Origin of the sequence: Aliiroseovarius sp. (assembly GCF_965228805.1) — a bacterium.
In the GTDB taxonomy this organism is placed as follows: domain Bacteria; phylum Pseudomonadota; class Alphaproteobacteria; order Rhodobacterales; family Rhodobacteraceae; genus JASBTN01.
The window spans coordinates 2,713,841-2,727,141 of the sequence record NZ_CBDDIE010000003.1 but is presented as its reverse complement, the minus strand read 5'-3'; the positions used below and the strand labels follow the sequence as shown (position 1 = coordinate 2,727,141).

The 13,301-nt window shown below is 63.3% G+C and carries 14 protein-coding genes; 4 read left to right on the top strand and 10 right to left on the bottom strand.

Annotation, left to right across the window (positions count from 1 at the left end):
- Positions 1 to 102: 102 nt before the first annotated feature.
- From ACO07D_RS14400 to ACO07D_RS14360, 9 genes are all read right to left on the bottom strand, one after another.
- Entirely contained in the window at positions 103 to 1,197 is a 1,095-nt protein-coding gene (locus ACO07D_RS14400; protein ID WP_421703639.1) for a c-type cytochrome, read from the bottom strand.
- Entirely contained in the window at positions 1,181 to 2,461 is a 1,281-nt protein-coding gene (gene soxC, locus ACO07D_RS14395) for a sulfite dehydrogenase (RefSeq protein ID WP_421703638.1), read from the bottom strand. Before soxC ends, ACO07D_RS14400 begins: the two co-directional genes overlap by 17 nt.
- A 29-nt stretch (positions 2,462 to 2,490) precedes the next feature.
- Entirely contained in the window at positions 2,491 to 4,188 is a 1,698-nt protein-coding gene (gene soxB / locus ACO07D_RS14390) for a thiosulfohydrolase SoxB (RefSeq protein ID WP_421703637.1), read from the bottom strand.
- Between the two features lie 92 nt (positions 4,189 to 4,280).
- Positions 4,281 to 5,138 carry a sulfur oxidation c-type cytochrome SoxA gene (gene soxA / locus ACO07D_RS14385; protein WP_421703636.1) on the bottom strand — a complete coding sequence of 286 codons (858 nt, stop codon included), beginning with the start codon at positions 5,136 to 5,138 and terminating at the stop codon, positions 4,281 to 4,283.
- A 25-nt stretch (positions 5,139 to 5,163) separates the two neighbouring features.
- Positions 5,164 to 5,493, bottom strand: coding sequence for a thiosulfate oxidation carrier complex protein SoxZ (gene soxZ / locus ACO07D_RS14380; protein ID WP_421703635.1), 330 nt, complete (start codon positions 5,491 to 5,493; stop codon positions 5,164 to 5,166).
- Between the two features lie 80 nt (positions 5,494 to 5,573).
- Complete coding sequence (gene soxY, locus ACO07D_RS14375; RefSeq protein WP_421703634.1) at positions 5,574 to 5,990, bottom strand: thiosulfate oxidation carrier protein SoxY; 417 nt, start codon at positions 5,988 to 5,990, stop codon at positions 5,574 to 5,576.
- A 44-nt stretch (positions 5,991 to 6,034) separates the two neighbouring features.
- The gene (gene soxX / locus ACO07D_RS14370; RefSeq protein ID WP_421703633.1) at positions 6,035 to 6,511 is read right to left on the bottom strand and encodes a sulfur oxidation c-type cytochrome SoxX; all 477 of its coding nucleotides are present in this window, start codon (positions 6,509 to 6,511) and stop codon (positions 6,035 to 6,037) included.
- Between the two features lie 123 nt (positions 6,512 to 6,634).
- Positions 6,635 to 7,204, bottom strand: a complete 570-nt coding sequence (locus ACO07D_RS14365; RefSeq protein WP_421703632.1) for a thioredoxin family protein — start codon at positions 7,202 to 7,204, stop codon at positions 6,635 to 6,637.
- A gap of 30 nt (positions 7,205 to 7,234) precedes the next feature.
- Entirely contained in the window at positions 7,235 to 7,972 is a 738-nt protein-coding gene (locus tag ACO07D_RS14360; RefSeq protein WP_421703631.1) for a cytochrome c biogenesis CcdA family protein, read from the bottom strand.
- An 86-nt stretch (positions 7,973 to 8,058) separates the two neighbouring features.
- On the opposite strand from ACO07D_RS14360, the gene ACO07D_RS14355 reads away from it, so the two are divergent.
- From ACO07D_RS14355 to ACO07D_RS14345, 3 genes are all read left to right on the top strand, one after another.
- Positions 8,059 to 8,436 (top strand): thioredoxin family protein, encoded by a 378-nt coding sequence (locus tag ACO07D_RS14355; protein ID WP_421703630.1) that lies wholly within the window; start codon positions 8,059 to 8,061, stop codon positions 8,434 to 8,436.
- Between the two features lie 121 nt (positions 8,437 to 8,557).
- Complete coding sequence (locus ACO07D_RS14350) at positions 8,558 to 8,923, top strand: ArsR/SmtB family transcription factor (RefSeq protein WP_421703629.1); 366 nt, start codon at positions 8,558 to 8,560, stop codon at positions 8,921 to 8,923.
- Positions 8,924 to 8,966: 43 nt separating this feature from the next.
- Positions 8,967 to 10,025 (top strand): YeeE/YedE family protein, encoded by a 1,059-nt coding sequence (locus ACO07D_RS14345; protein ID WP_421703628.1) that lies wholly within the window; start codon positions 8,967 to 8,969, stop codon positions 10,023 to 10,025.
- Between the two features lie 130 nt (positions 10,026 to 10,155).
- Here the strand turns inward: ACO07D_RS14345 and ACO07D_RS14340 are convergent, their stop codons facing one another.
- Positions 10,156 to 12,573: a GcvT family protein gene (locus tag ACO07D_RS14340; protein ID WP_421703627.1), complete on the bottom strand. Its 2,418-nt coding sequence runs from the start codon at positions 12,571 to 12,573 to the stop codon at positions 10,156 to 10,158.
- Between the two features lie 234 nt (positions 12,574 to 12,807).
- On the opposite strand from ACO07D_RS14340, the gene ACO07D_RS14335 reads away from it, so the two are divergent.
- Entirely contained in the window at positions 12,808 to 13,293 is a 486-nt protein-coding gene (locus tag ACO07D_RS14335; protein WP_421703626.1) for a flavin reductase family protein, read from the top strand.
- Positions 13,294 to 13,301: the final 8 nt, after the last annotated feature.

The window sequence follows — 13,301 nt, the reverse complement described above, 5'->3', positions numbered from 1 at the left end:
TTCATATCTCGATCCGTGCATTCGACGCAATTTTCTTGCGGGGCCGCTGGGCGCGGCAGAGATGAAAAGGCCGGGAGGGGTCTCCCCCACCCGGCCTTGGTGTTACTGCGATACCGATTTCAGGTATTCGAGGATCGCCGCGATATCCGCTTCCTTGCGAAGCCCCGCGAAGGACATCTTGTTGCCCTTCAGATACTTGCGCGGATTTTCTAGGTATCCGGCCAAGGTCTCTTCGTTCCAGACCAGACCTTCGGCCCCGGCCCCGATCATGACGTTCGAATACTTGAACCCTTCGACCGTGCCCGCGGTGCGGCCCCAGATCCCGTTCAAGACCGGACCGGTGCCGTTCTTGGCCCCGTCACCGACCTTGTGGCAGGCCTTGCATTTCTTGAAGACCTTCGCGCCCTTCTCGACCAGAGCGGCGTCCAGCACCATCGCCTCGGCCACCGGTTCAGCGGGCGTTTCGACGGGCGCCTCTGCAGCCGCTTCGGTCACCGGCTCGGCGTCCTCTTCCATCGCCGCACCGCCCGCGGTGCCCATCACCGCCTGGCTGATCGGGGTCGCATCGGTGCCCGAGTTCGGGTCGCCCGGGAAGACCACGGTCGTCACGACCTCAACCGCGCCCGGTTTGCAGTCGGCCATGCATCGGGTGTTGAAGGACCCCAGTTCGGTCGCATCACGGTCATCAACGATGAACCCCGCCGCATTGGGCATGTCCACATCCAGGAACGTCTCTTTCGACAGGACGAAATCATCGTCAACCAGATCGTTCGAATAAAGGATATAGGCCACGATCGCATAGGTATCGTCATTCGACATGGACTGCGCATTGCCGAAGGGCATCGACCGGCGTACGTAGTCGAAGGTGGTCGAGAGATACGGCCAGTAGCTGCCCACGGTCTTCAGCGGGTCCTCGTGGTCCAGCGTGTCGGCGCCGCCTGCGAGTTTCGGCCAGTTGTCCACGCCCTCGGCAAAGTCGCCGTGGCAGGCGGCGCAATGTTCGGCAAAGACCTCTTCCCCGGTCCAGACATCGCCCTGCCCATCCGGCAGGCCGGTGCCATCGGGCAGAATGTCCAGATCCCAGGCCGCGATTTCATCGGGCGTGGCGGGACGGCCCAGACCCAGCTTTTCTGCCCAGACGGGGCTGGCGGTCAGGGCCAGGGCGGCTGCGAGCGCGAGTTTAGGAAACTTCGACATTGTTGGCCTCCCCTTTGGCGTTCACATGCCAGGTCTGAATGCAGTTGTTGTGGTAGATCGAGTTCAGCCCGCGCACCTCGCGCAGCTGCGCCTTGGTGGGCTGGACATAGCCGGTCTCGTCCATGGCGCGGGACTGGATGAACATCTCTTCACCCTGCCAGTCGATATCCAGGTAGAAACGGCTCAGCGCCATCGGCTTGCCGGGCTCGGCCAGGCGGGCCTCCTGCCAGGTGACGCCGCCATCCAGCGAGACGTCAACGGCGGTGATCGCGCCGCGGCCCGACCACGCCAGGCCGGTGATGACCAGCGGGCCCTTGCCATGGGCGATCGGCTTCTGCGGGCTGGGCGAGGTCACGATGGATTTCGCATCCATCACCCAGGTCCATTTGCGCGAGGTGCCGTCTTCCAGCGTGTCGGTGTATTTCGAGGTCTCTTCGCGGCTCTCCACCGGGGCGTCCATGACCTCGATCCGGCGCAGCCATTTGACCCACATGTTGCCTTCCCAGCCGGGCACCACCAGGCGCACCGGATAACCGTGTTCCTTGCGCAGGGCCTCACCATTGGCCTTGAAGGCGATCATGCAGTCGTCCAGCGCCTTTTCCAGCGGGATCGACCGGCCATTCGACGAGGCATCAGCCCCTTCGACATAGACCCATTTGTCGGCGAAATCACCGGCCGCATTCAGGCCTGCCTCTTCCAGCAGGGTGCGCAGGGAGACACCGATGTATTCCATATTGTGGATCATGCCGTGGGTGTACTGCGCGCCGTTGAGCTGCGAGCCCGCCCATTCCATGCCGGTGTTGGCCGCACACTCCAGGAAGAAGGTCTTCTGTTCACGCGGGAAACGCTCCAGGTCTTCGTAGGTAAAGACCAGCGGCGTGTCGACCAAGCCGTTGATCATCAAACGATAATCTTCCTTGCGCAGCTCGATCGCACCCGAATGGTGACGTTCAAACGCACAGCCCTGCGGGGTAATGGTCCCGTCCAGCGCGTGGATCGGGGTGAAGTTGATCGAGGAAATTGTGTCGGCGGTCAGCCATTCCACATTGCGGCGCACCACGTCGCTTTCATATTCGATCGGCAGGCCGTAGGGGCTGGCATCCACACCGTCGCCCAGACCGGCGGCCCAGTCCTGTACTTCGGTAATCAGCGGGTCGCCTGCGGCCTGCGCGGCCCCGGCGGCACCCATCGCGGCACCTGCCGCTGCGGCGCCGGTCAGGAAATTGCGGCGCGAGGTCTTCGCCCCTTCGAAATCATCTGACATCAGTCAAATCTCCTCAATGCGTCGTTCGGTCAGGCGCCGACCACCTGGACCGAGTTGTTCGGATCCAGTTGGATGGTGCCCTGTTTGCGAATGTGATTTTCCACCACGTCCCAGATCTGCGGCCCTTCGGTGCCCTCGTTGACCGAGGCCCAGCCGGCGACCACATAGGTCTTGGACGGGTCGATCTTTTCACCGGTCTTCAGAAGGGTCATGTCGCTGATGCGTTCGCCCTGCGGCTTGGTGATGTCGATGCGGTAGCCCATGCCACCAATACGCACCATGTCGCCGCCCTGCTGGTAATAGGGATCTTCGTTGAACAGGTTGTCGCCCACGTCCTCCAGGATGGTATGGATGAATTCCCCAGTCATTTCAGTCCGGTACGCCTCACCATAGGACATGGAGGTCACGTTCCAGATGTCCTCGCGGGTGATCTCCTGACCGGGCAGGATCGACGGCCCCCAGCGCACGCCAGGCGACATGGCGATATCGGCCTCGCGTTCGGAAATCAGTGCGTCGCAGATCAGGTCGTCCCACGACCCGTTGAAGTTGCCACGGCGGTAGAGCAGCGTATCGGTGCGGCCGATCACCTCGGACAGCTGATCCGCGTAGGGCGTGCGTTGTTCCTCGATCACCTTGGTGATCACCGGGTCCGGCGCAATCACGTCCGAGAAGATCGGAATGAGCTTGTGCTTGATCCCCATCATCTTGCCGTCGCGAATGTCCAGATCAACGCGAGATACGAACTTGCCGTTCGAACCCGAGGCGATGATGAAGGTCTGCTCGACCTGCACCGGTTCGGGCAGCGCGTCATGGGTGTGGCCCGACAGGATCACGTCAATGCCTTTCACACGGCCCGCCATCTTCTTGTCGACGTCGAAACCGTTGTGGGACAGGACCACGACGCATTCGGCCCCCATGGAGCGGACCTCATCCACCATGGCCTGCATGTTCTCATCACGAATGCCAAAGCTGTATTCCGGGAACATCCAGCGCGGGTTGGCGATGGGCATGTAGGGGAAGGCCTGGCCAATCACGGCAACCTTGACCCCACCGCGTTCAAAGAACTTGTAGGGTTTGAACAGCTCAGCCGGCTCGTCCCATTCAGCGTCAAAGATGTTCTGGCCAAGTGCTGCATAAGGCAGGCTTTCGACCAGCTCGTTCACACGGTCGGAGCCCAGGGTGAACTCCCAGTGGAAGGTCATCGCGTCGGGTTTCAGCGCGTTCATCACGTTGACCATGTCCTGCCCTTCCGTCTGGAAGCAGGTGTAGGAGCCGTGCCAGGTGTCGCCGCCATCCAGCAGCAGCGCATCAGGCCGGTCGGCGCGGATCGCATTGATCACGGTCGACACGCGGTCCAGCCCGCCGAGCTTGCCGTAGCCCTTGGCCAGCGCGGAAAAATCGTTGTAGGTCAGCGCATAAGCCGAGGGGGAGCCATCCTCGATCCCATAGGCGCGGCGGAAGTCGGCCCCGGTCACATGGGGCATCTGGCCCCGCGCGTCACCGACGCCCAGGTTGATCTCGGGCTCGCGGAAATAGATCGGCATCAGCTGGGCGTGGATGTCGGTCACGTGGATCAGGCTGACATTGCCAAAGGTGTCAAAGCCCAGCAGCTGGTCCTGGGTCAGGCTCTGCTGCGCGGCCAGGCGCGCCCAGTTGCCGAAGCCCGAGGCGCCGACCATGGCCGAGGCGGCCATGCCCACCTGCAGGAAATCGCGACGAGAGATCATGCGTCTTGTCCTTCTTGTCCGCTCACATGCGGATAATTGAATGCGTTCGGAGGAGAAAACCCCGCGCGCCGTCAAGCACGCGGGGTCAAAGCTTAGTTGCGGACCGAGGGGCCCTCGACCGACAGGCCGTTTCCGCGCGAGGCGACATACATTTCCAGCGCCACGAATTCGGGCGAACCGGGGCTGTAGGTCTGGGCACGGGTGTCACGAACACAGCCCTTGAAGCGCGAATGCACGCCGTTCAGCTTGGTGTTCTTCAGACGGTAGGTCGGGAAGCCGTTGATCTGACCCTGCGACAGGTGGTCAGCGCGGATCATGTTGCCGTAGTTGTCCTCGTGGCACGAGGCACAAGACAGGTCCAGCTGACCGGTGCGGGTATAGTAGAGCTCACGCCCCAGCTCCCAGGTCGACTGGCCGGGACCGTCGATGGCGACATTGACAGGCATCCCGCGCGAGACCGAGGCCAGCAACGCTTCCATCGGAATGCTGTCGCCCTTGTCGGTCTTCCAGGCTTCGGCGCCCATGCGTTCGGTGCGGCACTCGTTCATCTGCATCTGCAGCGTATAGACCTCACCGGCACCTTCGTTCCACTTCGGATAGACGGCCTTGACGCCCGCCATTTCCTCTGGTGCGCCGTGGCAATCCATGCAGGATTTGCCCTCGGTGCCTTCCGGCGTACCCCAGAGCTCGGCAGCGGTTTCGACCCAGATCATGCCCGGGTTGTCGAAATCGTCCATCTGCATTTCCTGCGTCAGGTCCGAACGGAAGCGCCAGCCCGACAGCACCTCGTCCAGCGCATCCGACAGGTGCGCGGGCGCGGCGGTCCGGGTGACCATTTCGATCTCGCCATTGACGATCAGCTCGGCCTCTTCATCGGCGAAGGCTGCCCCCGCCCCGAGGATCGAGGCGGTTGCGATGGCTGCAATGCTTTTGTGCATTTGGCTTTTCATGCGTTTCTCCTCCCTGCCGTCTGCGTCAGCTGACGGTGATCGATTTCGACGTCTCGTAGACATCGCCGTCGTCGTCGTACCAGGTGAACTTGAAGTCACCCGAGGCATCGACCACGGCTTCGAACTCGAAATAGGGGTTGGTCGAGATCGCAGGTTCCAGGGTCACGTCCAGGACCGACTTGCCGTTGAACTCACAAGTAAAGCGATTGATGATCGAACGCGGGATCACATTGCCGTCGCCGTCCTTGCGCTGGCCGCTTTCCATCTTGTGGCTGATCAGGGTTTTCAGGGTCACCGTATCGCCGGCAGCGGCGGTTTTCGGGACTTTCACGCGGGGTTTGACACCAGATGCCATGTTTCCGTTCTCCTAAACTTTAGTGGTCGCAATCCCGAACCGCGAAACCGGTTTCCACTTTCGCTGGGATTGCTCCGAACTCAGCCGCCGCAGCCGCCGATGGTGACCTTCACGGTCGACGAGGCCTGGATGAAGCTGCCATCGGCCATCTTGGCGATGGCGACAACGTCCTGGGTGCCGGCCAGACGGATACGGGTCGAGGCAGCTTGGCTGCCCGAGGCTTCACCGAAGTTGAACTGGGCCACGCCCGGGGTCGGGTTGCCCGCGGCCAGAACGATGATCGAGGCCGCACCAGGCGCGTCGACCGACACCGGCACGGTGTTGCCGTTTTCGGCAATCTCAGGGGCGGTCAGGGTAATGTCGCCCGCGCCCACTTCGGCCCCACCGGTAAAGGCGGCGATGGCCTCGTCGGCGGCAGCGCTGGCGCGCAGGGGCAGCATGGCAACGGCGGTGGCCCCCAGGCCGATCGCCAATGCATCACGTCGCGTGAGTTTCATCAGTTTCTCCTTGAAAGTAGTCAGGTGTCGCAGGCCGGATGCGCTTATTTCAGCGTCATCAGGTAAGCGACCACATCTTCGATCTGTTGGGCGGACAGCAGGGGTTCGACATCGCCTTCATGGGCCTTGCCGGTATAGGCCTTGCCCAGGCGGTTGAAGCCCTCGGTCTTGTAGAAGGACGGCATCACCGTGCCGTCGAAGATCATCTTGGCGTCGGCCAGAAGCCCGCGCAATTCGCCTTCGGTCCAGCGGTCACCCGCCCCGTCCAGCAGCGGCCCCACCTCACCATGGAACGGCACATCGGCCAGGTCCGTGATCTCGTGGCAGGCGATGCAATTGCCCAGAGATTTGGTCGAAACGACCTTGGCGCCCTCTTCGGCATTTCCCGGCACACCGGTCAGCGACTGTTCGATGCTCCCATCCTCGGTCCAGATGACATCGGTCGGCGCGACCGTTTCGGCCTGCGCGGTTCCCAGCCCGCATAGCATGATGGCTGCAAGTGTAATCCTTGTCGGCTTCATGTTTCCTCCCATGAACTTGTGCGACATAACGTAGCGAGGGCCCGACATATTCGCAACAACGAATTCGATTTTTTGAATTATTCGTGCGCAGCCGCGCAATATCCTTGCGATATCAGCCGAACATCACTCGCTGGCGGCACGGCGCTCACTGATCTTACGGGCATGATATTTCTGGAAGTTTTCCGCCCCCAGGTAGCCCTTTTCGACCACCCAGGTCAGCAGATCCCCAGTGGTGCCAACCCCGAAGGCGCCGGGCATCTGGACCACTGCGGCGTCCCCGCCATGCATACCGTCGTCGACCGTTTCCGGGAAGAACATCAGCGTCGGGGTAAACATGATTCCCCATTTCATCGCCATGTCCTTTTCCGAGCGCACATCGCCGTCGAAATCCGTCACCTCGACATCACCGAACAGGTTCATCTGCACGACGAAGAAATGCTCGTGCAGCAGCGCGTCGATCCGATCCACCGGGTAGATTTCTTCATGCATTTTCGTGCAGTAGATGCATCCGCGCTGTTCCCAGATGACCAGAAGGCGCTTGCCTTCGGCACTGGCTTCGGCCAGGTCCTCGCCCATGTCCTTGAACGTGTCGCGCATCCAGGCCGCCTTGTGCAGCCCGTCGTCACCCAGTTCAGCCCCGAAGGCCGGTAGCGCCAACAAAAGCGCGCCAATCAATGTTCCGAATTGTCGCATGCTGTCCTCCTCAGCGTGTAATCCGTCAAGTCACCCCATGTTCATGAAGCCCGGAAAGGCCTGGATCAGCCAGTTCGAGATCACGTTGACCGACCCGGTCGCAATCAGCACCGCAAACAGGATCAACATCGCGCCCATCGCCTTCTCGACCTTCGGCAGGTGGCGCCGGTTGCGCGCCATCCATCCCAGGAAGGGCCGGGCAAACAGCGCGGCCACAACGAAGGGCGCGGTCATCGCCAGGCCGTAAACCGCCAACAGCCCCGCCCCCTGCGCCAGGCTGCCCATGCCCGCCGCCATCATCAGGATCGCAGTCAGCGCCGGGCCCACGCAGGGTGTCCAGCCGAAACCGAAGGCAAGCCCCATCAGGTAGGCGCCGATCACCGTGGTGGGTTCCGCCGAGCTTTCCATCCGCGCCTCGCGATAGAGGATGCCAATCCGGATCACCCCCAGGAAATGCAGACCGAAGACAAACAGCAGCCCGGCGCCTGCATAGGCCAGCACCTGTTTCCACTGCGCAAAGGCTTGGCCCAGCGCGGTCGCGCCCATGCCCATCAGCATGAAGATGGTGGTCACGCCCAGGGCGAACATGATTGCCGACGTCACCAGGCGGCGCTGCGCCCCCGGGGCGATCTCGCCCTCCGTGGTCAGTTCGGACATGGACAGCCCCGCCATATAGCTCAAGTAGAACGGCACCATCGGCAGGATGCACGGGGTAAAGAAGCTCAGAAGCCCGGCCATGGCGGCCCCGGCAAGGGAGATGTCGAACATGGCCCGTCCTTGATCATTGCACATATTCAGTTATTATTGTTTGACACCGCCGGTCAACGGGTCGGCATGAAGGAATTGGAGCCAGGATGGCATTCTTGCGCAAACTCGCCGCTGCGGCGGCTCTGATCGTGGCGACAGTACCGGCCATGGCCGCCGAACTTGTCATGGTCGAGGAACCCGGCTGCATGTGGTGTGCCCGCTGGGAGGCCGAACTTGGCGACATCTACCCGAAGACGCCGGAAGGCCAGACCGCGCCGCTGCGCAAGGTCGAGATCGTGGACACCCGCAGCGACGTGACCGGCATAAGTTTCGCCCGACCGGTCCTGTTCACGCCGACCTTCGTGCTGGTCGAAGATGGCCGGGAACTGGCGCGGATCGAAGGCTATCCGGGCGAGGATTTCTTCTGGGGTCTGCTGGGCGGGCTGTTGGCCGACCACTTGGGGTTCGAACCGGTTCAGGGCTGAGGTCACCGCACGGTCACATGGGGGCCACACCCCGGTAACTGCGACCCGGCGTCCGGTTGCGCGCCCCACCTCCGTTGCTGTATGGGAGGTAAATCGTGATGCGAGTTGAAAGGACGACGATATGGCACTGCCGGTGATCCGCGAGGACATGGCACCCGAGGAGCTGGACAAGATGATGGCCAGCGCCTGTGACGCGTCGAATCTGCTTAAGGCGATCTCTCACGAAGGCCGCCTGATGATCCTGTGCCACCTCGTTACCGGCGAGAAATCGGTGACCGAGCTGGAACAGCTCCTGCACGCCCGCCAGGCCGCGGTGTCGCAACAACTGGCCCGCCTGCGACTGGAAGGTTTGGTGACGCCCCGTCGCGATGGCAAGGTCATCTACTACTCCTTGACCGACGACCGCCCCCGACGCATCCTCGAAACCATCTACGAGATGTTCTGCGCCGAGGAAGAGGACGCGCCACAGGCGAAAGCGGCCGAATAGGCCCGGCTCCCGGTGGCGTTCTGGGGCGCGCGGGAGGGAAAACATGTTCGATTGGATCAGTGACGCCAGCCTCGCGGCCCTTGTCGGGCTGTTCGGGGGGCTTTTGCTGGGGTTGGCCGCGCGGCTTGGCCTCTTCTGCACCCTAGGCGCGATCGAGGACATGCTCTATGCCGGATCCTCCCTGCGCATGCGCATGTGGGGCATTGCCATTGGCGTGGCGGTCATGGGCTCGTTTGCGCTGATCGGCCTGGGCTGGCTTGGCGCGGATGAGGCCGCCTATCTGCGTCAGCAATGGAACCCGCTTGCCTCGGTTCTGGGCGGGCTGCTGTTCGGCTACGGCATGGCCCTGTCGGGCAACTGCGGCTACGGTGCACTGGCCCGGCTGGGCGGTGGCGACCTGCGTGCCTTCGTCATCGTGCTGGTCATGGGCCTGTCGGCTTATGTCGCGATCTCCGGCCCCCTGTCCCCCCTGCGCGTGGCCATCTTCCCCGAGCTCGACGTGATCGACGCCCCCCTGCCTGGCATCGCCCACGGGATTTCATCCTGGACCGGCCTTCCAGTCGCCGGTCTGGGCATAGCCATCGGCGCGCTGATCTTCGCTGCCATGTTCACCTCCGCCGAGCTGCGCGCGGCCCACAAGGAGGTCTTCTGGGCCGCCATGGCAGGCATCGCCGTGATCACCGGCTGGGCCGGTACCTGGTACATCCTGCAAAACGGCTTTTCCGCCATCCCGGTGGAAAGCCACACATTTTCCGCCCCGCTGGGCGATACGATCATTTACCTGATGACCTCCTCGGGCAACAATCTGAACTTCGGCGTAGGCTCGGTGGCGGGCGTGCTGCTGGGCGCCTTCCTGGGCTCGCTGGTCAAGGGCCACTTCCGCTGGGAGGCCTGCGAAGACCCCCGCGAGCTGAAACGCCAGATCCTGGGCGCGGTGATCATGGGCCAGGGCGCGGTGCTGGCGGTGGGTTGTTCGATCGGCCAGGGCCTGTCCGCTTTCTCGCTGCTCGCCTGGTCGGCCCCGGTCACCTTCCTGGGCATCCTGGCGGGGGCGGCGATTGGACTCAGGCAGTTGATTTCGGGCTTTGCCCCAGCTGAGTAAGCCCCAAGATCTCTATATCACTCCAAGGGTTGCGTCTTTTTCGCAGCGCGCAGCGCGGCCACGCCCAACCAGAGGAGAGGCCGAAGGCCTTGACGATGGGCGGGAGGGACCCGCCCGCGAGCCAGGCGCTTCACCCCCGCATGCGTGCGCCGTCCGGGTCGAACAGAGGCACGCGTTGAGGGCGGGCCTCCAACAGCTCACCCAGCAGTTCGATCTGCCAGCCGGTCTCCTCCCCTGCCCGTTCGCGCGGGACATAGCCCATCGCAACCGAGACGCCGGAGGCATGGGCATAGCCGCCCGAGGTGACCCAGCCGACAACCTCGCCGTCCTTCCAGATCGGCTCGTCCCCGATCACGTCGGCATCCTTGGCCTCCACCACGAAACTCACCAGCCGCAGCTTGCCGCCCTCCGCGCGATGTTCGGCAGCCGCCGCCTTGCCGATGAAGTCAGCCTCCTTGCTCAGCGCGACAAACCGGTCCAGACCGCATTCATCCGCGGTGTAGATTGGGCGGAATTCCCGCGCCCAGGAGCCGAAGTTCTTCTCGAGCCGCAGCGCATTCAGCGCGCGCATGCCGACCGGGCGGATGTCGAACTCGGCCCCTGCCTCCATCAGCTGCATGTAGACGTAACGCTGATAGGCGGGCTCCATCCACAGCTCATAGCCCAGATCGCCGGTATAGCTGACCCGGCCCACCAGGCAGGGCGCCATGCCGACATCCATGCGGGCAATGTCCATGAAGCGGAAACTGTCCAGATCGCGATCCACCAGCTTGGCCAACAGGTTGCGCGCGTTCGGCCCGGCGACCGACAGGCCAACCATGTTCGCCCCATGGGCCTGCAGATGCACGGACCCATCCGCCGGCATATGCTGGTCGAACCAGCGCATATGATAATCCTCGGCCACGCCGGAACCCGCGATGAAGAACTCCCCCTTGCCCAGATTGGCCAGAGAGAAATCCCCGATCACCCGCCCGTCTTCTTTCAGCATCGGCGCAAGCGTCATGCGCCCCTCGGCGGGGATGCGACAGGCCAGCATCCGGTCGAGCCAGGACGCGGCCCCTGCCCCGGTCACCGTGTATTTGGCAAAGCCCGAGGTCTCGATCAGCCCGACGCTGTCGCGCACTGCGCGGGCCTCCGCCCCGACCGTGTCGAAATCCGTCGACCGGCGCCAGCTGAACTGGTCCACGACGCCTTCGGGGGCGAACCACAGCGGCACCTCCAGCCCATGGGCGGCCCCGAACTGCGCCCCCCTGGCCGCCAGCAGATCATAGATCGGCGTCGTCTTCAGCGGACGCGCGCCGGGCAGCTCTTCGTTCGGATAGCGGATCGAAAAACGGCGGGAGTAGTTTTCCTGCACCTTTTCATTGGTATAGGCCAGCGTCGCATAGTCCCCGAAGCGTGAGACATCCATCGCGAAGACATCAAACCCCGGATCGCCGTCGATCATCCAGTTGGCCAGCGCCAGCCCCACGCCGCCACCCTGACTGAACCCGGCCATCACGCCCAGGGCACACCAATACCCCGGCAGCCCCTTCACCGGACCGACCAGCGGGTTGCCGTCCGGGGCGAAGGTAAAGGGCCCGTTGATGATCTGCTTGATCCCCGCGTTCTGGAAGGCGGGGAAGTGCTCGAACCCGACCTCCAGCGAGGGCGCGATACGTTCGATATCCGGCTGCAACAGCTCGTGCCCGAAGTTCCACGGCGTCTGTTTTGGCGACCAGGGCACGCAGGCTTTCTCGTATGTGCCCATCAGCATCCCACCGCGTTCCTGACGCAGGTAGAGCTCGCCATCGAAGTCGACCGCATGCAGAACCTCGGTGCCGGTCTTTGCGTTGATCTCGGCCACTTCCGGCATGTCCTCGGTCAGCAGGTACATGTGCTCCATCGCCAGCACCGGCAGTTCCAGCCCGACCATGCGGCCGACCTCACGTGCCCAGAGCCCGCCCGCGTTGACCACATGTTCACAGATCACCTCACCCTTGTTGGTTGTCAGCTTCCAGCCGTCCGCGTGGCGGGCGATCGCCTCGACCTTGGTGTGGGTCTCAACGCTGGCCCCCAGCTTGCGCGCGGCTTTCGCGTAGGCGTAGGTCACGCCCGACGGGTCCAGGTGGCCGTCGACATAGGTGCGCACGGCGCCGACGAATTTCGACGGGTCCAGCAGGGGCATCGCCTCATAGGCTTCTTCGGGGGAAATGATATCGGCTTCAATGCCCAGATACCGCCCCTTGGCGACCAGTCCCTTCAACCAGTCCATGCGCGCTTGCGTAGCGGCCAGCATGACGCCGCCGGTCAGGTGCACGCCAGTGGCTTGGCCCGACAGCTCCTCGATCTCCTTGTAAAGGTCGATCGTATACTGCTGTAGCTTGGCCACGTTGGGATCACCATTGATCGTATGCATGCCCCCCGCCGCATGCCACGTCGAGCCCGAGGTCAGCTCCGAACGCTCCAGCAACAGCGCGTCGGTCCAGCCGCCCCGCGCCAGGTGATAGAGCACCGAACAACCGACGACACCCCCACCGATGACAACAACCTTTGCCTGGGTCTGCATGCCCCACACCTCCAGAATGACAGTCCTTCGGGTCAGAATAACGGCGGATTCTCATGCCCAGCGTCGCTTCCCGACATGAAATGCCGTTTTTGGATCACGGATCACCGGACCACACCGAACAACGGCCGCCCTCGGAACTGCGACAGAAGGACCCAATTCGCTCTTTTCCTTCGCGCACGGCGCCAGTAGTGTGCGCGCCTGAACCGCAACGCATCCGCGCGCAACAGGACGACCATGAACAGCTTCAATCCCGGCCCGGAACACGCGATCGAGCTTCGCGCCGCCCTTGGCAAGTTCGCCACCGGCGTGACCGTGGTGACCACCGGCACCCAGACCGGGCCGATCGGCATGACCGCGAACAGCTTCACGTCCGTTTCGCTGAACCCGCCCCTGGTGCTGTGGTGCCCGGCGGTTGTGTCCGAACGCCACGACACCTTTGCGCAGGCCAGCCATTTCGCGATCCATATCCTGACCGCCGATCAGCGCCCGCTGTCGGACGCCTTCGCGCGGGATGCGCAGCCGTTTCACCTGTGTGACTGGACCCCCGGCCCGCATGGGATGCCGCTGATCCACGGCGCGGCGGCGCGGCTGGAATGTGCGACGGAAACGGTGACCCTGGCCGGAGATCACTCCATCGTTCTGGGGCGCGTGACCCGCGTGACAACCGAAGATGCGGTTCCCCTCGCCTTCCTCGGCGGCACGTACGGCACGGTCAGGTAAGCACGCTT